Here is a 23,856-nt window from a genome sequence, read left to right as displayed (position 1 = left end):
CTAAACTCCTATAAGTTTCACTCGGATTAGATACCGGCAACACGCTGGTGGACCGTGCTGCAAAGGAAACCGCAGGAGTGCCAGACACGACAGAATGCAGGGATCTGATGCCCTATGCCGTTCAACCGGGAGAAGGCCGGGCGCGTCGCCTTTATGATGAGCCGGAATCTCTGACACGTTCACCATGGCAGCGTGATCGGGATAGAGTCATCCATTCTTCAGGCTTTCGTCGCCTGCAATATAAGACGCAGGTGTTTGTGAACCATGAGGGAGATTTCTTTCGCACACGCCTGACACATTCCTTGGAAGTGGCTCAGGTGGCCCGTTCCATGGCCCGGTTTCTAAAGCTGGATGAAGATCTGACAGAAGCCGTCGCTCTGGCGCATGATCTGGGGCACACACCCTTTGGGCATGCGGGGGAAGATGCACTGGCAGCCCACATGCAGGAATGGGGCGGGTTTGACCACAACACGCAGGCTCTCCGTCAGGTGATGCTGAAGGAACGCCGCTATCTGGCGTTTGATGGGTTGAACCTGACATGGGAAACGTTGGAAGGGCTGGCCAAGCATAACGGTCCGGTCAAACGTCCATCTGCACGGTTGTTGGAATTGGACACGCTGTTCCCGCTGGAACTTTCCACATACGCTTCAGCCGAGGCACAGGTGGCAGCCTTGGCAGATGATATTGCCTATCACGGGCATGATCTGGATGATGGCGTGAAGTCAGGCCTGCTCTCGCTGGATGATCTGGTGGATGTACCAGTGGTAGGGGAAGAACTGTTTGAAGTGCGGAAGGCTGCGGCTGATCTGCCTTCTCAGGATAAGCGGACCTTACAGCGTATCCGGCATGAAATGGTGCGCCGCGTTATTCATAAGCTGGTGACGGATGTGCTTATCTGCACGCGCGAGCGTCTGCAGGATCTGGCGCCCCGGCATGTGGAGGATATACGGGCTGCTTCCGGTCCGGTTGTGGCGTTTCATGAACCCATGGCCCAAGCCAATAAAGGTATCCGCAAGTTTCTGTTTGCGCATCTGTATCGCCATTGGCGTGTAAACCGTATGACGCATAAGGCACGGCACGTTACGGCCGAGCTTTTTGATACGCTTACGGAGTCGCCATCTCTGTTGCCGGCTGAATGGCAGCGTGAGGCAGAGGGAAAAGATGCCACAGGGTTACGGCGTGTGGTGGCGGATTATGTGGCTTCCATGACAGATCGCTACGCCATGGAAGAACATAGACGGTTGACTGACCTGTCTGTTGCAGGCTGATAAACGCGCTTCCAGCGCTTTCTTACTATTACGGGGTTAAGTGTTTTATGTCTGACTGTGTGTTTCAGCGTTACCGTCAACATGTTCTGGCCATTGTGCAGGAACTGCTGCCCAATGTGCCGGAAGAAACGCTGGCCCGCGTGGAACTGACCCCAACGCGAGACCCCTCGCACGGAGATATGGCAACCAATGCCGCTCTGCTGCTGGCCAAGGTGGCACGGCGCAAACCGGCAGATATTGCGGCTGATCTGGTAACCGCCCTGCAAAAGGTAGAAGGTGTTGCCTCAGTAGCCGCGGCAGGGCCGGGGTTTGTAAACATTACGCTCAAGCCCGATGTTATGCGTGGCATTCTGCCCGCAGTGTTGAATGCGGGTGAAGCCTATGGGGCATCTCAGGCAGGCAAGGGCTTACGGGTGAATGTGGAATATGTTTCCGCCAACCCAACTGGGCCAATGCATGTTGGGCATTGCCGTGGCGCTGTGGTGGGGGATGCCCTTGCCAACCTTATGGCCAAGGCAGGCTTTGCCGTTACCAAGGAATTTTACATTAATGATGCCGGCGCACAGGTAAAGGCGCTGGCATGGGCAGCCTACTGGCGTTACCTGCAAGCTCTAGGCACCAAAATGACGCAGGATGATTTTTCTGCGCTGGCTCCGGGTGGTCTGCAATATCAGGGGAAATATCTTATTCCCGTAGGTATGGAACTGGCTGCGGAATACGGCAACAAGCTGACAGAAACCGATGCCGATGGGGCACCTCTGCCAGCGCCAGAAGCCACGTGGCTGGAAACAGTGCGTGGTTTTGCCGTGGCGCATATGCTTGCAGCTATCAAGGAAGATTTGGCAGCCCTTGGAGTGCATCATGATGTGTTTACATCAGAAGCCGAAGTGCTGCGCCGTGGCGTAACAGATGCGGCTATCAGCAAGCTGGAACAGCAGGGACTGTTGTATGAAGGCGTGCTGGAGCCTCCCAAAGGCAAGCTGCCGGAAGATTGGGAAGAGCGTGAGCAGCTTCTGTTCCGTTCCACTCAGTTCGGAGATGATGTTGATCGTCCGCTGCGCAAGTCTGATGGCACCAATACCTATTTTGCCAACGATATTGGGTACCATGCAGACAAGGTAGCCCGTGGCGCGCAGATGATGATTGACGTCTGGGGCGCCGATCACGGTGGTTACGTCAAACGCATGAAGGCGGCTGTTAAGGCGATTACGGGCGATACGGTGCCGCTTGAAGTAGTGCTGTGCCAGATTGTGCACATTCTGCGTGATGGGCAGCCCGTTAAAATGTCCAAACGTGCTGGCACGTTTGTCACGCTGCGTGATCTGATTGATGAAGTTGGGCGTGATGCGGTGCGCTTTACCATGCTAACCCGCAAGAGCGATGCTCAGATGGAGTTCGATCTTGATCTGGTTGTCGCGCAGCAGCGTGATAACCCGGTGTTTTATGTGCAGTATGCCCATGCTCGCTGTCGCTCCGTGTTGCGGGCCGCAGCCGAAGCTGCCGTGTATGGTGATGCTGATGATGCCGCTCTGGCCTCAGCATCGCTCGAATCTCTGACATCTGATGCAGAAATGGCGCTTATCCGCCGTCTGGCAGAATGGCCGCGTATGGTGGAAGCTGCAGCGCTTGCGCGGGAACCTCATCGTGTGGCCTTCTATCTTGCTGATGTGGCGGGTGACTTTCATGCCCTTTGGAATCGTGGCCGGGATGATGCCTCTTTGCGCTTCCTTCAGCCTGATGCCGTAGAGGCTACCCGTGCGCGTCTTGCCCTTGTTGCAGCTACGGCGGTGGTTATCCGCTCTGGTCTTGCAGTCATGGGTGTGGAACCTGTGGAGGAAATGCGCTGATGAGTGATGAAGACCGACCCAAATTTTCAGCGGATGACAGGATCAGCCGTGCGCGTGAGCGCATGAGCATGGATTATGAAGATCCAGCACCTACACGGCCAGCAGCCGTAGGTGGCCGCCCCACAGAAAACGTGCTGACCCGTTTTTTAAGCAGCGATACGGGCACGCGGCGTCTGGTTTATGGGGCTGCTGGTCTGGGCGGTTTGCTGGTGTTGGGTATTGGTGGTTGGGCATTGGTGGGGCACCATCAGCATGGTATTCCCATTATGGGTCCGCCACCGGTTTCCATGCGTACAAAGCCGGTTGATCCGGGTGGGATGCAGCTTGATTCTGTTGCCATGCCGGATGAAGAAGGTGATGCAAAGGCGCATCCTGTTCCTGCCCCGGAAAAACCTAACCCAGAAGCTCTGGCAGCCCAATATGGTGCACAGGGTGAAGGGGATGCTGGTAAACCGGAGGGGGCACCTGCTCTGGCAACTGGCGCTGAAGGAGCAGGCACAGGGCAGGCAGCAGACCAACAAGCACCCGCTGCCGCACCATCTCCGGCAGATGCACAAAGTACTTCTGCGCAGGAAGAAACCGAAGCTTCATCCGGCGGAGAGGAAGGGGACGCCGCTGCGGCTGCACAGTCAGCCGAAAGCAGCCCGAAACCAAAGCCAGCAACACCAGTTCCTGCCAAGGATACTGCTGCGGCTAAAGCGGCACCGGCAGATACAAAAGCATCCACTGTGCCACATGGTGGCGTAGAGGGCGGGAAGTATCAGGTGCAGTTGGCTGCGGTGCAGAGCGAAGATGAAGCGCGTAAGGAGTGGTCGCGCCTGAAGTCTCGTTACCCCACCTTGTTCGGAGATAGCACGCCTTCCTTTGTGCGGACGGAGCAGAATAACGCCACGTTCTATCGCTTGCGCGTAAAAGGCTTTGCTTCTGTTGCAACAGCGCGTGAATTCTGCTCTGCGGTGCGAGAACGCGGCATGGCATGCATGGTTGTGCGGCAGTAAGCTGCAACTGGTCTGGCAGAATGGAAGCAGGACACACGCAGGCAGATATTGAAGGTGCGCCAAGCACAGTAGAGGCTTCTGGCGCGCTGTCTGCTCATGCGAATGTGCAGGCAGAGCAGGTGCCGCGTGTGCCGCTGTTGCGTCTGGATGGGTTTGAAGGTCCTATGGATCTTCTGCTTGATCTGGCACGGGCGCAAAAGGTCGATCTGGCGCGTATTTCCATTCTGCAACTGGTAGAACAATATCTTGCCGTTGTAGAAAATGCCCGTCGGGTTCGGTTAGAACTGGCCGCAGACTGGCTGGTTATGGCGGCATGGCTGGCGTGGCTTAAGTCGCGCCTGCTCCTTCCCCCAGATGATGAACTTGCCGTAGAAGGCGAAGAAGCCGCAGAACTCTTGCAGGAACGGCTGATAGAGCTTGCCTGCATGGGTGAACTGGCACGTTGGCTGGATGATAGGCCCAGATTGGGGCGGGATGTGTTTGCCCGTGGCGTGGCCGAAGATCTGGTGGAAATAGATCGGTCTGGTCTGGCGCTAGATATGCCGCAGCTCATGCGGGCCTATATGGCGGCTATGCGGCGTAATGCTCGTAAGCGTATTTATGCGCCACGCACGTTACGGTTCTGGACAGTGCAAGATGCCTTAAGCAGGCTGACACGCTTGTTAGGGGAAACACCACCGGGCTGGAGTAGCCTGGATGCGTTTTTGCCTGATGTTCTGCCAGAACAGGCCGAAGGGGCAGATGCGGTGCGCCAACGGCGTGCCGCCGTGGCAGGCACACTGATTGCAGGGCTGGAACTGGCAAAAAGTGGAAGGCTAGAATTGCGGCAGGAAGAGGTGTTTGGGCAGATCATGCTACGCCCGCATGAAGAAACGCATGAGCCAGATAGTGCTGAAAACGCACTTGCCACAGAAGAAACGCAAAATTCATGACCACGGACATAACGGATAATGCTGCTTCTGAAAGTGCAGAGGCCATGAAGGTAGTTCAGCCTGAAAATACTATGGTTTCAGAAGAAGCTTTACGCTTGGCGGAAGCACTTATTTTTGCGTCTACCGAACCTGTAAGTGCGCGCCGGTTGGCGGAGTTGCTGGAATTGCGCCAGCTTGTGCCAGATGGAGTGGATAATCTGGCCGCCTTTGTAACATCTGTTTTGCAAGCCCTTGTGCAGCGTTATGAAGGCCGGGGTGTGATGCCTGTTGAAATAGCCGGAGGGTGGCAGTTTCGGACAGCGCCAGGCTTGGCGCCAGCTCTTACGCGCGTGTTGGAGCGGCCTCGCCGTTTTTCACGTGCGGTTATGGAAACACTGGCAATTATTGCTTATCACCAGCCCTGCACACGTGTGCAGATAGAAGAAATACGCGGCGTAAGCCTTGGCCAGAATGTGCTGGATACGCTGATAGAATCAGCACTTATTATGCCCAAAGGGCGCAAGGAAGTACCAGGGCGGCCTGTGTTGTGGGGTACAACGCAGGATTTTCTACGCCATTTCAGCTTACGCTCTTTGGCGGATTTGCCGCGCAGAGAAGAACTGCTGGTAGAAGTGCCAGAAAACGCAGGGGCAATGGGGCGCCCACAAACAGAAATCACTTTTGCAAATGGCGCAGAAGAGGCGGCTGATCAGGCAGAACACGCGCCCGATATATCAGGCACGGATGCACAGTCAGAGAATGCGTTACAGACTGATACTGGCTCAGCCACGGCTGCCGAAAATACAGATGAACAGGCAGAGATAACGCCAGAAGTTGCGGAAGAAAGCATAAAACCGCATGTTTCCGCGCCAGAAGGCTCATGATAGATACTCTCCATCTGGTTGTGCGGGCGTTTTTGTTTTTCCCGTGCGGTGCGTGCAGCAACGGAACTGCCCATGTTTGATTTTGCCTGGTCTGAAATCGCGCTGATTGGCGCCGTGGCTCTGGTCGTGATCGGCCCGAAGGATTTGCCCGTGGCTATTCGTGGGCTGGCAGGAGCTATAAAAAAGGCACGCAAACTGGCGGGGGAGTTTCAGTCCCACGTTGATGAAATGGTGCGTGAAGCCGATCTGACGGAAGTGCGTGATCAGGTTCGGGATCTCAAAAACCTCAACGTACGCAACCGGATCATGAAGGCTATTGATTCCGATGGCACGCTAAGCAGTTCTTTCGCACCGCCGCCACAAATTGCTGAACAGCATATTCCCGCCGGTCCCCGTGCATTGGATATGCCTGCTTCCAGCACACAAAGCACAACCAATGTTTCTGCTTACGTGCCCAGCACGTATGAGCCAGCCGTAACGGATGAGGATATTGCCAGCGCTCCGCCAGAACTGCCGCCCAATATTGTCCGCCGCATTTTGAAGGAGCAGGACCGCTTGCACCCTCCAGCATTTTTGCCGCCAGTGCGCGTCATGCACGGTGGGCGTAGTGTGGCACCGGGTGAAAGATTGGTGCGTGTGGCTGGCCCAAGCAGGCCAGCATGGCAGCAGGATGTGGATTTGCAGACAGAGCAGCCAAAAGGGGCTGAGCCAGAACAGCAGGTGATGGATCATCAACCATGAACGAAAACGAAACCGTGGGGGAAGATCCTATTCACGATCAACCAATGCCGTTGATTGATCATTTGCTGGAATTGCGTCGCCGTTTGTTATGGGCGGGCGCTGCCTTTATTCTGTGTTTTGCACTGTGTTATCATTACGCAGGTGATATATATCTGTTTCTGGCGCGTCCGTTGGGTGAAATTATGCGCCAGCAGGGAGAGCAGCCGCATCTCATTTACACCGCGCTGTATGAGGCATTTTTTACCTATATTCGTGTGGCGTTTTTTGGCGCGGCTTTTCTGTCTTTTCCCGTTGTGGCCATGCAGGCGTGGATTTTTATAGCCCCTGGGCTTTACCGGTCGGAAAAGCGCGCTTTTGCTCCATTTCTAATTGCAACGCCCATTTTGTTTCTGGTTGGGGCATCGCTGGCCTATTACTTTATTTTCCCCATTGCTTGGCGTTTCTTCCTGTCGTTCCAAACAGCCGGTGCGGGGCATGATGGTGTGCAGATTGAGCTGCAAGCCAAGGTTTCCGAATATCTTTCACTGGTCATGAAACTTATCATGGCTTTTGGCGTGGCGTTTGAACTGCCGGTAGTGCTTACGCTTCTGGCACGGGTGGGCATTGTTACGGCAGATATGCTCCGGCGTTTCCGCCGTTATGCCATTGTGGGCGCTTTTGTTATTGCCGCTATTCTGATGCCGCCAGATGTTATCACTCAGATTGGTCTGGCCGTGCCGTTGGTCTTACTTTACGAAATTTCCATTATCTGTGCGCGCTTGGTCGAACCTAAATGGAAGGCCAGCCAAGCGGAAGATACATCCAACACCCAGCAGGAGGTTCCCTGACCCATGCATGATATTCGCGCCCTGCGGGCTGATCCCGCTGCTTTTGATGCCGATCTTGCCCGCCGTGGGATTGAGCCTGTTTCGGCCAAATTGCTGGCATGGGATGAAGAACGCCGCCAGGCCCAGACCGTGTTGCAGGAAAAGCAAGGACGCCGCAAAGCGCTGGCACGTGAAATTGGAACTCTGAAGCGTAATGGTGGCGATAGCAGTGATCTGGAAGCTGAAGGCTTGGCCCTGCGCGCAGAAATGGAAGCGCTGGAAGAACAGGTAAACGCACTGGGGCGTGAAAGCACGGCACTTTTGGCTAACCTGCCCAACCGTTTGGATGCCACCGTGCCAGAAGGCCCGGATGAAAGCGCCAACGTAGTGCAGCATGAATGGGGCACAAAGCCTGCCTTTACGTTTACACCCAAGCAGCATTTTGAGCTGGGTGAAACGCTAAAGCAGATGGATTTTGCAACAGCAGCCAAGCTTTCTGGTTCGCGTTTTGTGGTGCTGCGTGGCGGTATTGCGCGTCTGGCGCGTGCTCTGGGCCAGTTTATGCTGGATCTGCACGTTACCGAGCACGGATATACGGAAACGCAAGTGCCCGTCATGGTGAATGATGATGCCATGTACGGAACAGACAAGCTGCCAAAATTTGCAGATCAATCCTTCCGTACGGAAGATGGCCGCTGGCTTATTCCCACAGCAGAGGTGCCGCTTACAGCTTCTGTATCTGGCGATATTCTGGAGGCTTCAGCACTGCCGCTGCGTATGACAGCACTAAGCCAGTGTTTCCGAAGCGAAGCAGGGGCTGCTGGGCGAGATGTGCGTGGGATGCTCCGCCAGCATCAGTTTGAAAAAGTGGAAATGGTTTCCGTAACCACGCCAGAAGAAAGTGATGCCGAGCATGAGCGCATGACGCGCTGTGCAGAAAAGGTGCTGGAAAAGTTGAACATTCCGTATCGCCGCGTTCTGCTGTGCGCGGGTGATACCGGGTTTGGCGCAGCTAAAACCTTTGATCTGGAAGCATGGCTGCCGGGGCAGGATGCTTGGCGGGAAATTTCTTCGTGCTCCAATACGCGGGATTTTCAGGCTCGCCGTATGAACGCCCGTTATCGTCCGCAGGCCGGTGCGGCTCCTGCTTTTGTGCATACGCTGAACGGCTCTGGCCTTGCTGTGGGCCGTACCCTTATTGCGGTTATGGAAAATTATCAGAACGAAGATGGCTCTGTAACCGTGCCGGATGTTCTGCGCCCATATATGGGGGGTATTGAAAAAATTAGCTAAAAAGTAGAGCTTAGATACAATGGTTTCCAAACCTTCCTTATACTTGGCAGTTGCCATTGTATCTGAAGTTATCGGCACATCCTTGCTGACAGCCTCACACGGGTTTGCGCGTTGGGGATACGCTGTTGCCAGTCTGGCGGCGTATGGATGTGCCTTCTATTTTCTATCCATCCCGCTCAAAACCATTCCAACAGGCATTGTTTATGCCATATGGAGCGGGGTAGGCATTGTGCTTGTTTCAGCTATTGGTGCGCTGTTCTTCAAGCAAATGCTGGATATACCAGCCCTTATTGGTATTGGTCTGATTATGATTGGGGTGTTGGTTATCAATCTGTTTTCAGGTTCCATGCAACATTAACGTGTGGAACTGATAGTTTTAATAACCAACCCTGGTGTGAGCACCTGCGGTAGCGTTATGGGTGCTCCGTTAGCCGGAATAAACAGGTAAAAAGGCACACCATCGCGCCCATGTTGGCGTAGGAAGGCGGTAATGGCGGCATCGTGCGTTGTCCAGTCTCCGCGTAGCAGGGTGACATTCTGGGTTTTGAAGGCCTCGCGCACCTCCGGCACATCCAACGCTACACGTTCGTTGACCAAACAGGTAATGCACCACGCAGCTGTCATATCCACAAACACGCCTTTGCCGCTGTCATGTAAGGTTTGGAGCCGCGTGGTGGAAAAAGCTTCTACGCCTTCGGGCAAGGTCATGCCTTGGGTAGAAGATGGAGCGGCTGCTTGTTGCCGTAATACGGGCAGCAGAGATAATGCACCAAGTAATGCCAATAATGCCAAACCGTGCAAGGCAAAGCGTTTGCGGTCAGATAACGTGTTCTGATGTGTCTGGGCCAGACCATACACCCATGCGGCTACCCCTAACAGCACCATGCCTGACCCAAGCAAGGCAACTATAGAAGCGCCACCTTCCAATGTAGCAACCCATAGCAACCATACGCAGGATGCAAGGAGGGGAAATGCTAGAAACTGGCGTAAATAGATCATCCATGCGCCGGGGCGCGGCAGCATTCTGGCGCAGGAAGGAAAGATTGCAATTAACAGATAGGGAAGGGCCAACCCAAACCCGAGTGCTGCAAATACGGTAAGCCCTGCAATGGGAGGGCCAGACAGAGCCCCGGCAATGGCCACGCCCATAAAAGGAGCTGTGCAGGGTGAGGCCACAACAACAGCCAGCACACCTGTTAGAATATCATTCCATACGCTGTGGTGTGTATGAGGTGCGCTGTTGATGGATACAGCAGAAAAAGAAAACACGCCCAAAAGGTTTAGGGCCATGGAAAAAAGCAGCCAACAAATCATCCCAACAAAAAGGGGAGATTGAAACTGAAAGCCCCAACCTGCTGCAGAGCCAGTTAACCGTGCCGCCATCATGGTGGCGCCTAATAAAGTAAAGCTGCCGATAACCCCACCAGCATAACAGGCTGCACTCAGAATTTGTTCTTGTCTTGCAGCATGTCCTAGCCGGGTGACTGCCAATGCTTTCATGGCCAGAATGGGGAACACGCAGGGCATCAGGTTCAGGATCAGCCCACCTATAAAAGCAAACAGTATTTGCCGCATAAATCCGGCAGAAGCAGTGCGCGTATTTTCTGATGTATCGGTAACTGTACCGGGGTTGGCCTTAACTTGCAGAGCGCGTTCGGTATCAGCTTTATCCTTTAAAACTACAATTCCAGATAAAGATGGCAGGGCAGAAAAATCTGCAGTCGGCTTAAGATGCAACGTCACAGAACCGTTGCGGATGATAGGTTTTTGCGCGGCAGCTTCGGCAATTTTGCCTTGTTGCTCTGGCATGAACCATGCATCGGATACGGATGTGGGGCTAAGATCTTTACCTGTTAGCTGTAAAATGCCGTTGGAGGAAAAGGTTGCCGTATAGGGTGAGGACACAGCCATGTGCTGTAATGTTTGCTCAAACAAAGGGGCTTGAGCAGAAGGCGCTGGAGTGCCTTTACTCAATGTGAGCGCAAGATCAGCTTCTTCGGGCACGCAGACATGCTCACACACCAGCCAATTTGCGTGTGCTGTGATGTTCACCTTGTCTGATTTCTGGTCTGCAGATTGAAGAGGAAGCTCCAAAGGCAGAATTACATCGCCAGTATAGGCATAAGACATGAGTGAAGAATCAGGAATACGCTGAGGTACTGGCCACTGAATGGTTTGCGTGCTGCCTTGCAATGCGCCATCCGCTTTTATGGTAATAGCAGGAGGATCTCCTGCGTCTCCCGGATTTTGCCAGTATGTGTGCCAGCCGTTCTGAAGCTGAAGCCGCAAGGCAATGTGTAAGCGACTATGCGCATCAACTGTGTCAGACGCAGTTATCAGGCTTGCAATGCTATGGCCGGTTTTAACCTGCGGGCTTTCTGCCGCGACTGAAGGATGTGAGAAAACAAAAGGCGCCGTCAAAATGGCAACAGAAAGAGCCAGCCAGCCTGCAAGGCCGCGCCTGTTGCCTTTTGCCTGCCTTGAGGCAGAAGCAGAAGGCAGACTAAGGGCAATAAAACGCGAAAGAGGCATAACAGGCAAACTCATGGTGCATTCTGCAATAAGGAACGCGCAGCATAGGCCAAACTTGCCTGTAATTGTAACCTGTTGTTGGTGAAAGCGAAGGATGCAGAAAAAGCGGTTAGTGTTCTGCTAGCGCCTCGGTATCTGGTTGCAGCACAAACAGGCGTGAACAATAGGGGCATACGGTTTGATGACCGCTAATTTTCAGCCATACGCGCGGGTGTCCAAGCGCGCCCAAGCCGCCATCGCAGGCAATTGTGCGTTTATCCACCATAATGGTTTCAACATGCCCCAGTTTGGGGTGTGGCACAGGGTTGGCAGGCTGTATCAACATAGGTGTGGTATTCCCTTTTTGCTATGATGCCCAAATGAACAACATGTGCTGGCTGTGTGCATGATAGCTGTGTGGGCTATGGTTTTGCACCTTTCTTATCTTCCCATGCGCGTGAGCAGATATGGACGATACGCTTGCGCGTTACTGGTTGTGTTTTTGAGTTTGGCAGGATGCAGTATGAAACTTCCTGATCCCCCTAAGCCTCTACCACGTTTTGCGGCAGCTGCGCGGCTTGTTCCACCCGATCGCATGTTCACATTGTCTGACGGTGTAGCCATTCCCGCTCGTGTATGGAAGGCGCAGGAACAACCACGGGGTATATTGCTGGCGCTGCACGGGTTTAATGATAGCCGTGATGCTTGGGAGCAACCTGCGCCATTTTTTGCCGGACAGGGCATAACTGTAGTCGCACCAGATCAACGGGGTTTTGGCGAAGCCCCAAACCGTGGAGAATGGGCCGGTTCAGACCGTATGGTGCAGGATGTGCGGGAAGAAATAGCCATCCTTCAGAAAGAAAACCCCCAGATACCGCTCTATCTTACGGGTGAAAGTATGGGGGGCGCTATTCTCATGCTTCTCATGTCTAAGTCAGATGCTCCATCTGTTGCTGGCACATTGCTGCTGGCACCTGCTGTGTGGAATCTGGGTCTAGGGGCAGATATTCCATTAGATGTTCTGGCAACGCTTTTTCCACATCATTTGGTAACTGGGCGGGAGCTGCCCGTGCATGTGGTGGCGAGTGATAATCCGGCAGCCCTTTTGCGCCTGTATTTTGACCCGCTTACTCTAAGGGCTACGCAGCTAGAGGCCTTGCGCGGGTTAGTGGGTTTGATGAAGCAGGCCGCTGCCGCCGCGCCACAAATTAAAGGGCCACTGCTTTGTGTGTATGGAGATAAGGACCAACTGGTGCCTTCCAAGGCAATGGCCAAGGTATGGGAAACTTTGCCCAAGGGTACGCGGCTGGATCTGATTTCCGGCGGCCACCATTTGTTGCTGCGCGATAAAAACGGCAAGCAGGTGATGCAGGACATGCTATCTTGGATCACGCAGCCAGATAGTTTTTTACCATCAGGTGGAGATGTATCCGCCAGTACGTGGCAAGCACAAAATCCGGCAAAACCGGAGGGAAAGTGGTTTCCGGCCTCATGGTTGGATGGTTTGGCGCGTTAAATCCATTAGCCCAGAATGATAGGGTCGGAATGCGGCGTAAAAGTCTATCTGCGGAAGTTATCAGGATAATGCAGATAGAGGCTTGGCAAATACCCCTGAATTGCGTTAGGGAAGGCGCACGGACCCGTAGCTCAGCTGGATAGAGCGTTGCCCTCCGAAGGCAAAGGTCGCGCGTTCGAATCGCGCCGGGTCCACCAAGAATTTCCTTTCCCCGCAGTTTTCTGCCGTTTTTCGTCTAGGTTAGACACTTCGTCAGTTTCGGTTAGACACTTCTCCCCCAGCATTGACATCGCGTCTTCGGCCATTTTTCTCTGCTCAGCCGCACGTGTATAATGGGCAACATCAGTCAATCTTTTATGCCCAGTGATGGCGGCAATCTGATGCGCAGAGCATCCGGCCTCAGCTAGCCGTCTTGCAGCAGCCTTTCGCAATCCGTGAGGTGAGCAGTTTTCTGGTAATTCAGCTTCCCGGCACCATGACTTGAATACGTTGTAGAAACCGTTTGCCGTATAAGGGCTCCCCTTGGCAGCTTCCAGAAACGTCTGTCCCGTGCCGTTCCACTGATTAAGCTCGTGCAGAAGCGCTGTATGCAAAGGGAGTATCAGTTCAGTCTTTGTTTTTTTTCTGCTTGAGGTGAATGGCCCCCTGAGAAATATCTGCTGGCCCCATAGTGACTACATCGCTACGTCTCTGGCCGGTATATAACATGAGATAGAGCGCCAGCCTCTGGATTGAGCCGGACGTCCATCTCCTCTCAAACTGAGCTATCTCTTTCTCTGTCCATGAATGGATACCTTCGCTTTTCTGGCGCTTTATCTTTATTCCTAGCGTTGGATCATCCTCTCTCCACCCCAGAGAAATGGCGAATTGCATTAACTGCCCCAAGAGCCGCAGGATACGTTGCGCCGTTGTAGGGGCTGTTCCAAAGTGTGAAACCAGAATTCGTATATGCTTCTGCTGCATTGTAACGGCATCACCTTGCGCCGCCTCGCTTTCACGGATGCGGTTTAGTAGGCGCATGTATACAGCCTTGGTGCTATCCTCCAGTTTCCCGAAGTGGTTGGACTTTACCCACAGCACAATGAGATGATCCAGAGAATGACTTTTAGTTCCTTCGGAGCGGGGCTCTATTCTTTCCTCACCTGAAAGGGCGGAATGATAGGAAGATAGGAATGAGGCATCCAGCATATCTGGAAGCCGGACGCTCTTCATTCCCTTTTTGCGAAAGTAATAACGTGTCTTCCCGTGCCTATCCCGGTATATTTTTACGAATTTGAGGTTAAGCGGCGGCACAGGCTATCCCATTCATTGCCATTATGTGGAGAAACAGAGCGTCCAGCTTTGGCTGATAGGTAGGAATCAAGATCATCAATAAGCCAGACCTTTCTGTTCTGGCTTATCTGAACCGCTGGTATTTCATTTCTTGCCAGCATTCTGAAATTAGTTTCTGATATTCCCAAATATTCAGCAGCTTCACTAGCCCCCATAACCCTGCGCCGCACAGGTGCGAGCGTCTCACCCATCAACCCCTCCCAACGCATTGGATTTTCCGCCAGCATATTCAGGGCTTTCAAAGGCTTTGCCTTCATCTTCGCATGCCGAGATGCACCGCTCCCGTTCCGCCGCCAGCATTCCGTTTATCTGCGTAGGGGTGAGGATGGAGTTTTGGTCACGTATGGTTGCAACTTCTGCATCAATATCATCAAGAATTGGAGAAAGTGCCTTTGCCATTTTTCTAGCTCCACTTGCGGCAACGATATTTTTTCGCGCCCTATCAGTCAGAGTTTCGATGTTGGATAGTGCTATATTTTTCTTGTCAGGAAATGGGCACGGGCCATGATAGTAAAGCCCAGCCATTTCATGAGCTTCTTCCGGTTCTTCTCCCATATCCCAGAACCATTCCGTTTCAGCGTCTGAATAGTCTTCATGCGTCCATTCAGCCGGGAACGGGGTCTCATTGGGTTTGTTTGACAGCCAATGCCAACCATCCCGCTCTGGAAACATAGGCACGCCGGGGCGCGTTGGGTCGGGCCAGTTTTGGGTGGTCATATCGGCATACCGCAAAAAATAACAAAGAGGCATGCACCGCTTCCGATTTCTAATGCTTCCTTGCTGTGTCCGTTCATTATCAAAACAACCATACCAGCCATTAGGGAAATAAGAGCCAGCGCCCTTGCAAAACTTCTCACGCCTTCTCTCCTGCGCGGGTGTTCCATGCGGCGATGGCTGCATGGGCGGTATCTTTTACTGGTCCCTCGGCCATGCAGATTAAGCAGTGTACCCACGTATTGAAGTCACTAGGGTGTGGTGTCGAAATCTCTCTACTCCCACAAAACGGGCAGCTTTTCAGTTCCTCACTCATGCTTCCGGGCCTTTCAGGGCTTCTTCGATATTCTCGATCTGCTCTTGATGCTGATGTCTGCGCCACCGGCCCTGTGCAGACGGTGGCTGTTTGGAGATTGCTTTGTCCTGCTCCTCATGAAATCTCTTTGCGTCCTCAAGAGCATCGCGCAACTGCGCAATCACCGCATCCGCATCAGCCTTCAAAACAAGCGGCGCTGACACAGGCCCATTACGCTCTGCCCGTAATTGCGTAACATTGATGCCGCTGGTTGGGTCGCGTAGGGCGTCTGCCACCGGCGGGTTGATGTAGCCAACTATGGAGAGGGGCTTAGTCATTCGCCTTCTCCCGGCAGCACTTCGCGGACGTGGATTAATTCTGATCTTGGCATAGCATTGTCATGTATGCGGGTGGCCTCTCCTTTGTTTAAAAAGATAAGCCCACCAAGCACCCAAAACTCCCGCGCTTCGGGGACTTCCTCGGCATTCCTGATATAATCAACAGAGCAGGCAAAAGTATTGCAGGTAAACGTATTCCTTTCCCCCAGCACTGTAATAAATGCCACATTATCCACAACAGAGTGGACAACGCATAGTTTCGGATGTCCTGTAATCCACGCATACGGCCCGTCATGATCTGGCGTGTAGGGGCCGAGGATTTTTAGTTTTTTGGTCATGCTGCGGCTCCTTTTACATCCCGCAGATGGAAGAACAGACGAGCGCAGGCTCGAACATCTACCATTGCATCATGTGCGCCTATCAGTTCTTCATTGAAGAAATGCTTGATGCATTCTTCCAGCTTCGGTGCTTTGGGCTTGTCGATGCCGGCAGCGATCATGCGTTCTGTTGGCGGCAGGTTCACCAGCGGGGCAGCTGCATCCATCGTGCAGAACTTCTCGCCCAGCAGACGCCATCCACGCGGCACACGCGCAAACATAATGTCGATGATCTGCACATCGAATTTGATATTGTGCGCGACTAGAAGGTCGGCCTTTTTGGTCAGATCATAGAAGGCCGCGGCTGCGATTGCTTCACGCACACCGCAACGCTGAGCCATCTCCGTTGTGATGCCATGAACCCTTGCCGCTGCTTCCGGTATCGTCCACCCATCAGGGTGAACGATCAGGTTCAGACTTGCGCGTTCCGTTCCATCATCTTCTGTCAGCAGGGCCGCAAGCTGCACGCAATGCGGCTGCCGGTCGGAATTGAGGGGAGTGTACCGGTCGGGTAGGCCTGTAGTCTCCGTATCAAAAAAGAGGATCATGCCGGCACTCCATCAACGGGTGCGTTTGTGTAGGCCTTTTCCTTGAAAGCCTCTATGCGTTCCGAGATAATATTCCGAACGGCGTCAACTGTTCCAGGGGGTATTGGTTTCCCCATTTCGCGCGCCTGGTCAATCTTCTCATCCCACGCCTTCCATAGACCATCACAGCATTCCGTATTTGTGCATGTGTTGGCGCGTCGTGTATATAGTGCGACGTATCGTTCGTGGCGCTCTTCTTCCGTCAGTTCGCGCTGGACGGGGGGTGTCGGGGTTGCGTGCGCATCAGGAGTCACATCTATTGCTTCCCGCTGGTTGCGAGGCTCATCAAATTCATCAGGAGAATAAACACCCAGCATGACCTCTGGAGCATGCCGCCGAGCCCACACCCGCGCTGCATGATATGCCAGCATCTGGTCGGGGGTTTTTGTCCACCATTCGTTGTTTGTCTTGGCACCCTCAAGAGTGACCTCAACCGTCCGCTCTTTGCTTTCTCCACGGATATGCCCCGAGCAGATCACCTTCCGATTTTCTCCGTCTCCTTCAAAATCGTAGCGCAGACGCCCCTCAAGTATTCCACTCGTCTGGATAGCCGCTGCGACCAGCTTACCTTCGAAACACATCTTTCCACGCACAACGGCGGTAGCCTGAGCTACAGCAAAGGGTGACATCTGCCAGCGCATCGCTTGCTCAATAACCATAAGGCAATCGCCCGGGCTCCCTTGCAAATGCTGTGGCACCATCTTTGCAGACGCCATAGCCGTAGCCAGCTTCATAGCTCCTTGCATCCCATCAATTGCAAAGCCGCCTGTCGCTGTCAGTGCATTACTCATTTCAACCATCCTTCCGGGCGCTAACAACCAAAACGGGAGCGCCGCCATTGCTCATTGTGACGCCGGGCAAATCCTGCTTCCGGGCCAGTTTCTTCATTTCTGTGGTTTGGAACTTATCCGGCTGCGGCTTCCAAAGTTCGGGATGGGCGGCTTGAAGTGCCTTTTCATCCGTGACCATTGGCTCCGGCAACCGCTCACGCAGGCTGGCCTTCCAGTTATCAGACTGGAAACCTGTTACGCCGTCCTGCTGCATCGTCTTTGCGAGTTCTGACCGCAGAAGCTCTGCTGCCATCTTTGCCTTACGCACCAGATCCTCAGCCGCCCCAATAGCCTCAAGGGCGCATGCATCTGTATTGGCCCCTTCCGCCCTAGACGCGATGATCTGATCGTTCCACGCCTTCATGGCTTCGCGCATGTAATCAGCGTGCGCTCTATTGAGGGTTGCGAGAACGGCATCCATCACGCAACCTCCAGAGCACGAAACGGATGCACGTGCCGCACGGCCTCCATGGCATCGCGGTTTTGCAATTCCAGCCGCACGTATTCGCGTGTCAGGTTGGAAAGTGCTTTCATTGCCATGTCGCGTTTATCATCTGGGACATGTTGCAGGAGAAGTGAGTGCACGACTGCTTCGTGTTCATTCCACACGCTCATGCCGCACACTCCGCAACTTTGCGCATGTCGTCATTATGCGACAGGGCAGCAGACTTAATGCTTTCCTTCCGCTTTTCGCGTAGTTCACGCACTGCGCAGACCATATCGCCGATAGCTTCTTCTGAGTATTCGATCATCGTGTCTGCAAAATCACGGTCTGAAAACTCATCCCGCCGCATGCGCATGACGATCTGGCTGTGCTGATCTATTGCCGCTTCATATTCGCGTATTTCACGCGCTACATGCGCCGGCACATCATCCGTATTAAACATGCCATCACGCACGGCGTTTGCGTATGCCTTGTTCGTGTAAGCCATTTTCTACTCCTAGCATGGAGAAACATTCGGCCAATGCGGCCATGCAACCCGCTGCGGACAGCGGGAAACATTGCGGCATCAGTAGGGGTAGGGAGCGCCGAACAGATTGCAGCCAATCATGACGACCAACTCGATCAGGTATTCAGCTATTTTGCGGCCCGGTTCCGTGAGAACGATGAGCGCGAACAAGCCGTAGAAAAACACAGCCAGACAGAGCAACTGCCCCAGCGCCGTAAACTGCAACCAGTCACATACATCCCGCGCACCGCTTCCGATGCGTTCGGGGATGCCGTCTTTATGGATTGTGCCGGACATTATGCAGCGCCTTTCTTTTTGCGTTTTTCTTCGCGTGATTTCTTTCGTTCTTGGATGGCGCGGAAATGCCTATCCAATTCATCAGATCCAGCTTTAGTTATTTTGTATTTGTTGAAGTATTCACCGGGCATGATGAATCCGCGCGCAATATTGCGTTCAATGATGCCGCGGCGATCAAAGCCATCGAATTTTATATCGACAGATTTCCCGTCACCAAACGCTCCGATAATGCTAATTTCTCGCTTACTGGCCTTTTCCAGAACGCGCCAATCGGCCTTTTGCATCTTCATTATGCATCCTCCTGCTCGACAGCCTGCCAAGAGGAAGTGCGTAAACGGATAAACTCAATGAGCAGCGCGTATTCTTTACCGATCTGATTATCGCCGTGGCGCCTCTTTACTGCGCTCTCGAATTCATCAAGAGTTCCATCAAAACACCCGCGATTTGTGTGAATGCCGCCATCCTTGGCGCGGGAATAGGTGAGGGTGCCATTTTCAGAACCAACATGTGAGAACCAGCCAACGTGAATGCTTAAGGACACCTCAGCATCGCCGAACACCCGAGCATTGCCGGACACATCAGCATCGCCGGACACCCGAGCATTGCCGGACACCCGAGCATTGCCGAACACCCAAGCATCGCCGAACACCCGAGCATTGCCGGACACCTCAGCATCGCCGAACACCCGAGCATTGCCGGACACCCGAGCATTGCCGAACACCCAAGCATTGCCGAACACCCGAGCATTGCCGGACACCCAAGCATTGCCGGACACCCGAGCATTGCCGGACACCCAAGCATTGCCGGACACCCGAGCATTGCCGGACACCCAAGCATTGCCGAACACCCGAGCATTGCCGGACACCCAAGCATTGCCGAACACCCGAGCATTGCCGGACACCCGAGCATTGCCGGACACCCAAGCATTGCCGAACACCCGAGCATTGCCGAACACCCGAGCATTGCCGGACACCCAAGCATTGCCGGACTGCTCTAGGTTGGTTTCTGCTTCAATAAACCCGCCCAGATCACCAGCAGCTACGCCAATGGATGCGATCGCAACCAATGCACGGATGCGGTGCAGCGTGCGGCCATCCCATGACTTTGTTGTTTCGTCAGTGAGTTCGTATTTCTTTGCGGGAGCCTTCTGCTCGACCGTCTGTGTCTGTTCCATCGCCCATCACCTTTCGTTCGTGATGGGTCATATATGTCTCATTATGAATCGTGGCGCAAGGACAAAAATGTCCCATTTTAGATAAAAAATATCCCGCTCCGAATTTGGGGCGGGATAAAATGAGCTTAGATTAATGCCGTGGAGCGTAAGCCATCATGCGCTCCACGCCGAACCATCTAGACACAGACAGGAGTGAGAAAGCCTGTCTGGTAATGTCGATCACGTAGTAGGAAATGCGTTTCATCTGACCTTGTCCTCTTATTGGATAAGAGGAGGTTGGCAGGTGACTTTGCCCGCGCTTGGGCGAGAAAAGGGCAGGGATTGGGCAAAAATCCCTGCTAGTTAGGCCGGGGTTGAGGGGGAGTAGTTAATTAGTGACTAAATATCCCAGGAAGATATTTTAGGGCAGCCCCTATTAAGGCAACAACTGCGGAAATTTTTGCGATACCAGGAAGCGAATCAATTCTTCCTTTAAGTTCAGACACAGATGAAGCAGAAGCTTTTCCTTCTAGTGAAGCTTTGATGGATGATATGTCGGCCCTGATGGGAGAAAGATCAGCGCGGATAGATGAAATATCATCTTTCGTAGCCATGCTGGCACGCATTTCAGCAAGAGTTATCTGTATGGCATTCAAGGTGACCTGAACGCCATCCATTTTATCTTCAAGTCTGGTTACTCGACGTTCCATATCTGAATCATGGGGCGGCCCACCACCACCGTCAAGACTAGAGGAAGATATCTTATCTATGGCTTCCGACACCTTCGAGAATTTGCGCTTTATTTCTTCAGTGCGATCTATTGCAGCGTCCATTATTCAGAAACTTTCCACAATTTTGCAGCCAGTTCTTTCATCCCGGTTTCAATATCGTTAGTCATTTCATTTGTCATTGAAAATAATTCTCTATGATCTACATCCATTTCTGAAAGAATTGTTGAAATGCTTGAGTTATGTGCTCGAACTACTATTGCCAGTTGGCACATTGATAACGCAATCTCCCCTAATACTTCTCTGATATTTTCATCTTCTATTTTTGATGCTGATTCATATGCTCTTTTCATTTTACTTAAATCATCATTCATGTATTTCTTCCTATATTTTTAATATATAGCTTCATATCGTTGCTTGTCTGTCTTGCCGTTCACGTTTCGTTCTGTCATACTCGCCACATGGTACGGGCACACAGAATCACTAGCGAGGAGTTAAGCAGCATCGGTATCGATGGCGGCCTGTATCAGGGCAAGCGCCATCCGCCTTTGTTTCTCGTTCATGTCGCGCCAGAGCCCGAGCCAAGCAGCCTCCTCGGCATTATCGAGAGTTTGCGCAGACGTGTTCGGAGAAGGAACAAGATGAGAGCCATCTCTCTCCATGTCTCCGGGGATAAACCCATGAGCATCAAAAGAAACGAAAAAAGGAATGTTGTTCGAATGAGCAATCCGAGCGAGGGTGTCCACCTTAGGGCTGCCGCTGGTTCCTCTTAAGATATGCTTAATGGCCGATTCACTTAAGCCAGCCTTCAAACTAGCTACGCGCGCGGACAGATCACGCGACTGAATCGCCTCTTCTATAGCTTGAGCTAGTGTTTCTGCCTGTTTTTTCATGGGACAATTATGCCCTGAAACGGGTTAGCTTTCACGGGACAAGAATGTCCTTGCTTCCGTAAGAGGAATAGGACATATATGTCCTATGTCGATACGCACTTCACTTCTGAAAGAGATCGAGACCGTCCAGAAAGAGAGGTCTCTCTCTGATCGCGCCTTTAGCCTTGGTGCTACAGGAAATCCGAAATTTATGTCTCGTTTGCGCACAGGGAACGTGACGCTAGCTTCTATAGAAGCTGCCAAAAGATATGTCGCATCTCTCAAGCGCACCCCAGTAAGGGATGCCGCCCAATGACTGCCGACATCATTCCCTTCAAGATTGAGCGGCAGGACGATGGCGAACTGCGCATCAGTGATGTGGAGCTTTCCAAGCATCTTGGTTACGTCGAAGTGCGTAACTTTCGAAAAGCAATTCGGAAAAACCTTGATGATATAAAGGAACTCGACTTTTGCGTCAGTGTGGCGCAAAAGTCCTCTGGTGGTCGCCCCGAGAAAATCTACTGGTTGACAGAGCGGCAAGCCGTTCACATGACCTACCGAGCAGATACACCAGAAGCGCGTCAAATAGCTATTCTTCTGACTAAGGCTTTTGTGGCCCTGCGCCGCAAGACAGAACGACATCTTCCGCTTCCTGAGTTCTTCCGTCTTCAACTCATTAACGATCAGGTGCGCCAGTGGCAGCGGGAATATCCCGCTACGTTCTTTATTGAACTGCATCGTGTTCTTGGGTTGCGGCGTCCAGCCATTGGCAATCACTCTAACTGCTCTCATTTCATCAATCGCTACGTGTATCAATTTCTGTTTGGAGCGCTTGGCTTAGATGCCATACGCAGCGCCAACCCAGCAGATGAGGAACATGTACGCGCTCACAAGCATCATCAGGTGCTTAGGGAGAAGCATATGCCTCGCTTAAGGCAACATATCGACAAAGTTGGTGCATTACTCGCCAACGCAGTTTCGATTTCTCATTTCGATGACATGTTCAATCGCTCCTTCCCATCAGTGGATACGCAAATTGGCTTCATGTTTGCGGAAACTCCGCTGCTGGCTATTTCTCGCACCCCAGCGCAGGAGGTGGCGCGATGATTGAAGATATCCGTAAAACGGCCTTAGCTCATGCCATGGAGCTTTCTCGCTCCCGTATTAATCCTGAGGCATCCGGGATAGTCGAGGATGCCTCAGTGTTTGAGGGTTACTTAGCGGGATCTTCCAAAGCGGCGGTTAGTAACTCACATGCTGATGCATTTCCCATTGGTACAGAACATCCTTCAATCGGGTTAGAATTTCTTGAGAAATTCCGTCGATCCCGCGTCGAGAAAATTCTGTCACTCCCGTTCGTGGAATCTCCGCTTCTATATCCATTGACCAAACAGGCTCGCCTTCGAGTGCTTGAACGCGCAATTTTACTTGTGCAATCTGCGATTTCTCAGGCTCGTCCGGAAGATTTAGAGAAAGAATTTCTGCGCAGAAAAATTCTTTCCCATCGGCCCTCTTCGCAACAATCATCGGCTTCATCCTCTTCAAAAGATGGCGAAAGCATGGGGGATATTACGGATCCCCCACACGCTGAAACGGTAGCATTAGACACCCTGCCGGGCACGCAGCCTTGTATGCCTCACCGTATGGACGGGGAGGCAACGCGATGAGTGCAGGAATAGCCACGCCACGGCCAGAAAGGCTGATTCCTACGCTCACAGGGTTTATTACTGCTCCTGACTGGATGTCAGACGAGGAGGTTCGTTCTCTGTCTGCACAGCTTTACGGAGCAGATTCCGAACCCAGTTTTCTCGTTCGTAAGGACCAATATCGGGAACCTCTACGGACCGAAGGGAAATATTCCCATCCATCCGATATGCCTCTTGGAAATCATCACCAGGTCCAGAGCGAAGTAGGCAAAATCCTATATCGATTTGCACTTCAGGCAGCTGCCTTTGCGCATGAAGGCGTTCGCTTTCTGGGATGGGTCTTTCGGCCCACGAAGTCAGGAAGAATTTCGTCATATCGAATCTCCATGGTGGTTGTGGCGATTACCATGGTGGTGGGGCTTCGGGTGCTGGTCAATCAGCACTCGAAGCATACCCGTACAGACGGGGAGGGTGCGTGATGAGCAGGCGAAATGAATGGACACCAGAAGACGATAGCGCCGTAGCTGCGGGTGTTCTTTCTGGACGCACTGCACGTGAAATTGGCGAGGGAATTGGACGTACGCACAGGGCTGTGAGCGTCCGCATCACCCACCTGCGTAAAGCAGGCAGTATCCCTAAAGTGAATATAACATCAGCAGAAATAGCTGCGCAGGAGGCGGTAGAAGAACGCAAACGCTGGAAACGCGCCAAGAAGAGAGCGTTTGCTGATAAGTGTCGTCTTGATGCAAAGGGACCATCGTACGCGGCCAGAATGCTGGGCTGCTCGGTTCGTGAAGTTCGCGAACTTCTTGCTGAATGCAGGAAATTAAAAGAGCAGGACGCATGGAAAGATAAGCGCACGCGTTCCTGCAGCAGATGCCATAAGGTTTTTACCACCCCGCATAAGTGCCGCTTTCTTTGTGATAGCTGCAATTCGTATGCTTCCAGTATGGGCTGGTAAC

31 protein-coding genes, 1 tRNA gene and 1 pseudogene are annotated in these 23,856 nt (G+C 52.8%); 15 read left to right on the top strand and 18 right to left on the bottom strand.

The features are described 5' to 3' along the window. Window positions 1-47: 47 nt before the first annotated feature. The 9 genes from EOV40_RS10150 to EOV40_RS10110 all read left to right on the top strand — a co-directional run bounded on the left by EOV40_RS10150 (window position 48) and on the right by EOV40_RS10110 (window position 9,106). Complete coding sequence (locus EOV40_RS10150) at window positions 48-1,268, top strand: deoxyguanosinetriphosphate triphosphohydrolase (RefSeq protein ID WP_128105872.1); 1,221 nt, start codon at window positions 48-50, stop codon at window positions 1,266-1,268. A 47-nt stretch (window positions 1,269-1,315) separates the two neighbouring features. Beyond that, complete coding sequence (argS, locus tag EOV40_RS10145) at window positions 1,316-3,115, top strand: arginine--tRNA ligase (protein ID WP_128105871.1); 1,800 nt, start codon at window positions 1,316-1,318, stop codon at window positions 3,113-3,115. Continuing rightward, window positions 3,115-4,113 (top strand): SPOR domain-containing protein, encoded by a 999-nt coding sequence (locus EOV40_RS10140; RefSeq protein WP_128105870.1) that lies wholly within the window; start codon window positions 3,115-3,117, stop codon window positions 4,111-4,113. The genes argS and EOV40_RS10140 overlap by 1 nt, the downstream gene beginning before the upstream one ends. 20 nt (window positions 4,114-4,133) lie before the next feature. After that, window positions 4,134-5,045, top strand: coding sequence for a segregation and condensation protein A (locus tag EOV40_RS10135; protein ID WP_128105869.1), 912 nt, complete (start codon window positions 4,134-4,136; stop codon window positions 5,043-5,045). After that, complete coding sequence (gene scpB, locus EOV40_RS10130; protein ID WP_128105868.1) at window positions 5,042-5,908, top strand: SMC-Scp complex subunit ScpB; 867 nt, start codon at window positions 5,042-5,044, stop codon at window positions 5,906-5,908. The genes EOV40_RS10135 and scpB overlap by 4 nt, the downstream gene beginning before the upstream one ends. A 72-nt stretch (window positions 5,909-5,980) precedes the next feature. Continuing rightward, window positions 5,981-6,649, top strand: coding sequence for a Sec-independent protein translocase protein TatB (tatB, locus tag EOV40_RS10125; RefSeq protein WP_167506870.1), 669 nt, complete (start codon window positions 5,981-5,983; stop codon window positions 6,647-6,649). After that, window positions 6,646-7,476, top strand: a complete 831-nt coding sequence (gene tatC, locus EOV40_RS10120) for a twin-arginine translocase subunit TatC (RefSeq protein ID WP_050818430.1) — start codon at window positions 6,646-6,648, stop codon at window positions 7,474-7,476. The genes tatB and tatC overlap by 4 nt, the downstream gene beginning before the upstream one ends. Before the next feature lie 3 nt (window positions 7,477-7,479). After that, a complete protein-coding gene (gene serS / locus EOV40_RS10115; RefSeq protein ID WP_128105866.1) occupies window positions 7,480-8,748 on the top strand; it encodes a serine--tRNA ligase in 1,269 nt (422 codons plus the stop codon). Between the two features lie 19 nt (window positions 8,749-8,767). Then, the gene (locus EOV40_RS10110) at window positions 8,768-9,106 is read left to right on the top strand and encodes a DMT family transporter (protein WP_128105865.1); all 339 of its coding nucleotides are present in this window, start codon (window positions 8,768-8,770) and stop codon (window positions 9,104-9,106) included. Here the strand turns inward: EOV40_RS10110 and EOV40_RS10105 are convergent. Together EOV40_RS10105 and EOV40_RS10100 are read right to left on the bottom strand one after the other, a co-directional pair. After that, window positions 9,103-11,295: a protein-disulfide reductase DsbD family protein gene (locus EOV40_RS10105; RefSeq protein WP_128105864.1), complete on the bottom strand. Its 2,193-nt coding sequence runs from the start codon at window positions 11,293-11,295 to the stop codon at window positions 9,103-9,105. The two genes, EOV40_RS10110 and EOV40_RS10105, sit on opposite strands and share 4 nt — an antisense overlap. A gap of 94 nt (window positions 11,296-11,389) precedes the next feature. Further along, the gene (locus tag EOV40_RS10100; RefSeq protein ID WP_128105863.1) at window positions 11,390-11,605 is read right to left on the bottom strand and encodes a zinc-finger domain-containing protein; all 216 of its coding nucleotides are present in this window, start codon (window positions 11,603-11,605) and stop codon (window positions 11,390-11,392) included. Between the two features lie 60 nt (window positions 11,606-11,665). On the opposite strand from EOV40_RS10100, the gene EOV40_RS10095 reads away from it, so the two are divergent. Together EOV40_RS10095 and EOV40_RS10090 are read left to right on the top strand one after the other, a co-directional pair. Then, the gene (locus EOV40_RS10095) at window positions 11,666-12,775 is read left to right on the top strand and encodes an alpha/beta fold hydrolase (protein WP_128105862.1); all 1,110 of its coding nucleotides are present in this window, start codon (window positions 11,666-11,668) and stop codon (window positions 12,773-12,775) included. Between the two features lie 120 nt (window positions 12,776-12,895). Further along, window positions 12,896-12,972: transfer RNA gene (locus EOV40_RS10090), tRNA-Arg, on the top strand. 174 nt (window positions 12,973-13,146) lie between these two features. On the opposite strand, the pseudogene EOV40_RS15305 reads toward EOV40_RS10090, so the two are convergent. The 16 genes and pseudogenes from EOV40_RS15305 to EOV40_RS10015 all read right to left on the bottom strand — a co-directional run. Beyond that, window positions 13,147-13,368, bottom strand: a pseudogene (locus EOV40_RS15305) (tyrosine-type recombinase/integrase); the annotation flags it as partial. A gap of 13 nt (window positions 13,369-13,381) precedes the next feature. Next, window positions 13,382-13,963, bottom strand: coding sequence for a hypothetical protein (locus tag EOV40_RS15300; protein WP_244296897.1), 582 nt, complete (start codon window positions 13,961-13,963; stop codon window positions 13,382-13,384). A 327-nt stretch (window positions 13,964-14,290) separates the two neighbouring features. Further along, window positions 14,291-14,779, bottom strand: coding sequence for a hypothetical protein (locus EOV40_RS10080; protein WP_128105861.1), 489 nt, complete (start codon window positions 14,777-14,779; stop codon window positions 14,291-14,293). A gap of 181 nt (window positions 14,780-14,960) precedes the next feature. Beyond that, window positions 14,961-15,137 carry a Lar family restriction alleviation protein gene (locus EOV40_RS15545; protein WP_128105860.1) on the bottom strand — a complete coding sequence of 59 codons (177 nt, stop codon included), beginning with the start codon at window positions 15,135-15,137 and terminating at the stop codon, window positions 14,961-14,963. Then, the gene (locus EOV40_RS10070) at window positions 15,134-15,454 is read right to left on the bottom strand and encodes a hypothetical protein (RefSeq protein WP_128105859.1); all 321 of its coding nucleotides are present in this window, start codon (window positions 15,452-15,454) and stop codon (window positions 15,134-15,136) included. Before EOV40_RS10070 ends, EOV40_RS15545 begins: the two co-directional genes overlap by 4 nt. Next, a complete protein-coding gene (locus EOV40_RS10065) occupies window positions 15,451-15,792 on the bottom strand; it encodes a hypothetical protein (protein WP_128105858.1) in 342 nt (113 codons plus the stop codon). Before EOV40_RS10065 ends, EOV40_RS10070 begins: the two co-directional genes overlap by 4 nt. Beyond that, the gene (locus EOV40_RS10060) at window positions 15,789-16,379 is read right to left on the bottom strand and encodes a 3'-5' exonuclease (RefSeq protein ID WP_128105857.1); all 591 of its coding nucleotides are present in this window, start codon (window positions 16,377-16,379) and stop codon (window positions 15,789-15,791) included. Before EOV40_RS10060 ends, EOV40_RS10065 begins: the two co-directional genes overlap by 4 nt. Then, the gene (locus tag EOV40_RS10055) at window positions 16,376-17,209 is read right to left on the bottom strand and encodes a recombinase RecT (RefSeq protein WP_167506869.1); all 834 of its coding nucleotides are present in this window, start codon (window positions 17,207-17,209) and stop codon (window positions 16,376-16,378) included. The genes EOV40_RS10060 and EOV40_RS10055 overlap by 4 nt, the downstream gene beginning before the upstream one ends. Window position 17,210: 1 nt before the next feature. After that, window positions 17,211-17,669, bottom strand: a complete 459-nt coding sequence (locus EOV40_RS10050; protein ID WP_128105855.1) for a hypothetical protein — start codon at window positions 17,667-17,669, stop codon at window positions 17,211-17,213. A 190-nt stretch (window positions 17,670-17,859) separates the two neighbouring features. Beyond that, window positions 17,860-18,180, bottom strand: coding sequence for a hypothetical protein (locus EOV40_RS10045; protein WP_128105854.1), 321 nt, complete (start codon window positions 18,178-18,180; stop codon window positions 17,860-17,862). Window positions 18,181-18,258: 78 nt separating this feature from the next. Then, complete coding sequence (locus EOV40_RS10040) at window positions 18,259-18,495, bottom strand: hypothetical protein (RefSeq protein WP_128105853.1); 237 nt, start codon at window positions 18,493-18,495, stop codon at window positions 18,259-18,261. After that, the gene (locus tag EOV40_RS10035; protein ID WP_128105852.1) at window positions 18,495-18,785 is read right to left on the bottom strand and encodes a hypothetical protein; all 291 of its coding nucleotides are present in this window, start codon (window positions 18,783-18,785) and stop codon (window positions 18,495-18,497) included. The genes EOV40_RS10040 and EOV40_RS10035 overlap by 1 nt, the downstream gene beginning before the upstream one ends. Next, window positions 18,785-19,669, bottom strand: a complete 885-nt coding sequence (locus EOV40_RS10030) for an META domain-containing protein (RefSeq protein ID WP_128105851.1) — start codon at window positions 19,667-19,669, stop codon at window positions 18,785-18,787. The genes EOV40_RS10035 and EOV40_RS10030 overlap by 1 nt, the downstream gene beginning before the upstream one ends. Before the next feature lie 371 nt (window positions 19,670-20,040). Further along, window positions 20,041-20,481 carry a hypothetical protein gene (locus tag EOV40_RS10025; RefSeq protein ID WP_128105850.1) on the bottom strand — a complete coding sequence of 147 codons (441 nt, stop codon included), beginning with the start codon at window positions 20,479-20,481 and terminating at the stop codon, window positions 20,041-20,043. After that, complete coding sequence (locus EOV40_RS10020) at window positions 20,481-20,750, bottom strand: hypothetical protein (RefSeq protein ID WP_128105849.1); 270 nt, start codon at window positions 20,748-20,750, stop codon at window positions 20,481-20,483. Before EOV40_RS10020 ends, EOV40_RS10025 begins: the two co-directional genes overlap by 1 nt. Window positions 20,751-20,870: 120 nt before the next feature. Further along, on the bottom strand, window positions 20,871-21,269 hold the full coding sequence (locus tag EOV40_RS10015; RefSeq protein ID WP_128105848.1) for a helix-turn-helix domain-containing protein: 399 nt from the start codon (window positions 21,267-21,269) through the stop codon (window positions 20,871-20,873). Between the two features lie 291 nt (window positions 21,270-21,560). On the opposite strand from EOV40_RS10015, the gene EOV40_RS10010 reads away from it, so the two are divergent. Genes EOV40_RS10010 through EOV40_RS09995 form a run of 4 tightly spaced genes read left to right on the top strand, consistent with a single transcriptional unit; the run spans window position 21,561 to window position 23,855 of the window. After that, window positions 21,561-22,355: a P63C domain-containing protein gene (locus EOV40_RS10010; RefSeq protein ID WP_244296895.1), complete on the top strand. Its 795-nt coding sequence runs from the start codon at window positions 21,561-21,563 to the stop codon at window positions 22,353-22,355. Next, on the top strand, window positions 22,352-22,915 hold the full coding sequence (locus tag EOV40_RS10005; protein ID WP_128105847.1) for a hypothetical protein: 564 nt from the start codon (window positions 22,352-22,354) through the stop codon (window positions 22,913-22,915). Before EOV40_RS10010 ends, EOV40_RS10005 begins: the two co-directional genes overlap by 4 nt. Then, entirely contained in the window at window positions 22,912-23,373 is a 462-nt protein-coding gene (locus EOV40_RS10000; RefSeq protein ID WP_128105846.1) for a hypothetical protein, read from the top strand. The genes EOV40_RS10005 and EOV40_RS10000 overlap by 4 nt, the downstream gene beginning before the upstream one ends. Further along, window positions 23,373-23,855, top strand: a complete 483-nt coding sequence (locus EOV40_RS09995) for a hypothetical protein (protein ID WP_128105845.1) — start codon at window positions 23,373-23,375, stop codon at window positions 23,853-23,855. Before EOV40_RS10000 ends, EOV40_RS09995 begins: the two co-directional genes overlap by 1 nt. The last annotated feature ends 1 nt before the right edge of the window (window position 23,856 follow it).

The sequence above is a fragment of the Acetobacter oryzoeni genome, assembly GCF_004014775.2.
Lineage (GTDB): Bacteria > Pseudomonadota > Alphaproteobacteria > Acetobacterales > Acetobacteraceae > Acetobacter > Acetobacter oryzoeni.
This window is presented reverse-complemented; position numbering and strand designations above follow the sequence as displayed.

Excerpts from the sequence above, each read along its gene's own strand:
- EOV40_RS10025 (WP_128105850.1), bottom strand. The coding sequence starts at position 20,481 with ATGGACGCTGCAATAGATCGCACTGAAGAAATAAAGCGCAAATTCTCG.
- EOV40_RS15545 (WP_128105860.1), bottom strand. The coding sequence starts at position 15,137 with ATGAGTGAGGAACTGAAAAGCTGCCCGTTTTGTGGGAGTAGAGAGATT.
- argS (WP_128105871.1), top strand. The coding sequence starts at position 1,316 with ATGTCTGACTGTGTGTTTCAGCGTTACCGTCAACATGTTCTGGCCATT.
- EOV40_RS10095 (WP_128105862.1), top strand. The coding sequence starts at position 11,666 with ATGATAGCTGTGTGGGCTATGGTTTTGCACCTTTCTTATCTTCCCATG.
- EOV40_RS09995 (WP_128105845.1), top strand. The coding sequence starts at position 23,373 with ATGAGCAGGCGAAATGAATGGACACCAGAAGACGATAGCGCCGTAGCT.
- EOV40_RS10035 (WP_128105852.1), bottom strand. The coding sequence starts at position 18,785 with ATGAAGATGCAAAAGGCCGATTGGCGCGTTCTGGAAAAGGCCAGTAAG.
- EOV40_RS10105 (WP_128105864.1), bottom strand. The coding sequence starts at position 11,295 with ATGAGTTTGCCTGTTATGCCTCTTTCGCGTTTTATTGCCCTTAGTCTG.
- tatC (WP_050818430.1), top strand. The coding sequence starts at position 6,646 with ATGAACGAAAACGAAACCGTGGGGGAAGATCCTATTCACGATCAACCA.
- EOV40_RS10005 (WP_128105847.1), top strand. The coding sequence starts at position 22,352 with ATGATTGAAGATATCCGTAAAACGGCCTTAGCTCATGCCATGGAGCTT.
- EOV40_RS10010 (WP_244296895.1), top strand. The coding sequence starts at position 21,561 with ATGACTGCCGACATCATTCCCTTCAAGATTGAGCGGCAGGACGATGGC.
- EOV40_RS10030 (WP_128105851.1), bottom strand. The coding sequence starts at position 19,669 with ATGGAACAGACACAGACGGTCGAGCAGAAGGCTCCCGCAAAGAAATAC.
- EOV40_RS10045 (WP_128105854.1), bottom strand. The coding sequence starts at position 18,180 with ATGGCTTACACGAACAAGGCATACGCAAACGCCGTGCGTGATGGCATG.
- EOV40_RS10055 (WP_167506869.1), bottom strand. The coding sequence starts at position 17,209 with ATGAGTAATGCACTGACAGCGACAGGCGGCTTTGCAATTGATGGGATG.
- EOV40_RS10140 (WP_128105870.1), top strand. The coding sequence starts at position 3,115 with ATGAGTGATGAAGACCGACCCAAATTTTCAGCGGATGACAGGATCAGC.
- EOV40_RS15300 (WP_244296897.1), bottom strand. The coding sequence starts at position 13,963 with ATGCTGGATGCCTCATTCCTATCTTCCTATCATTCCGCCCTTTCAGGT.
- EOV40_RS10135 (WP_128105869.1), top strand. The coding sequence starts at position 4,134 with ATGGAAGCAGGACACACGCAGGCAGATATTGAAGGTGCGCCAAGCACA.
- EOV40_RS10000 (WP_128105846.1), top strand. The coding sequence starts at position 22,912 with ATGAGTGCAGGAATAGCCACGCCACGGCCAGAAAGGCTGATTCCTACG.
- EOV40_RS10070 (WP_128105859.1), bottom strand. The coding sequence starts at position 15,454 with ATGACTAAGCCCCTCTCCATAGTTGGCTACATCAACCCGCCGGTGGCA.
- EOV40_RS10100 (WP_128105863.1), bottom strand. The coding sequence starts at position 11,605 with ATGTTGATACAGCCTGCCAACCCTGTGCCACACCCCAAACTGGGGCAT.
- tatB (WP_167506870.1), top strand. The coding sequence starts at position 5,981 with ATGTTTGATTTTGCCTGGTCTGAAATCGCGCTGATTGGCGCCGTGGCT.
- scpB (WP_128105868.1), top strand. The coding sequence starts at position 5,042 with ATGACCACGGACATAACGGATAATGCTGCTTCTGAAAGTGCAGAGGCC.
- EOV40_RS10015 (WP_128105848.1), bottom strand. The coding sequence starts at position 21,269 with ATGAAAAAACAGGCAGAAACACTAGCTCAAGCTATAGAAGAGGCGATT.
- EOV40_RS10020 (WP_128105849.1), bottom strand. The coding sequence starts at position 20,750 with ATGAATGATGATTTAAGTAAAATGAAAAGAGCATATGAATCAGCATCA.
- EOV40_RS10065 (WP_128105858.1), bottom strand. The coding sequence starts at position 15,792 with ATGACCAAAAAACTAAAAATCCTCGGCCCCTACACGCCAGATCATGAC.
- EOV40_RS10060 (WP_128105857.1), bottom strand. The coding sequence starts at position 16,379 with ATGATCCTCTTTTTTGATACGGAGACTACAGGCCTACCCGACCGGTAC.
- EOV40_RS10050 (WP_128105855.1), bottom strand. The coding sequence starts at position 17,669 with ATGGATGCCGTTCTCGCAACCCTCAATAGAGCGCACGCTGATTACATG.
- EOV40_RS10040 (WP_128105853.1), bottom strand. The coding sequence starts at position 18,495 with ATGTCCGGCACAATCCATAAAGACGGCATCCCCGAACGCATCGGAAGC.
- serS (WP_128105866.1), top strand. The coding sequence starts at position 7,480 with ATGCATGATATTCGCGCCCTGCGGGCTGATCCCGCTGCTTTTGATGCC.
- EOV40_RS10110 (WP_128105865.1), top strand. The coding sequence starts at position 8,768 with ATGGTTTCCAAACCTTCCTTATACTTGGCAGTTGCCATTGTATCTGAA.
- EOV40_RS10080 (WP_128105861.1), bottom strand. The coding sequence starts at position 14,779 with ATGTTTCCAGAGCGGGATGGTTGGCATTGGCTGTCAAACAAACCCAAT.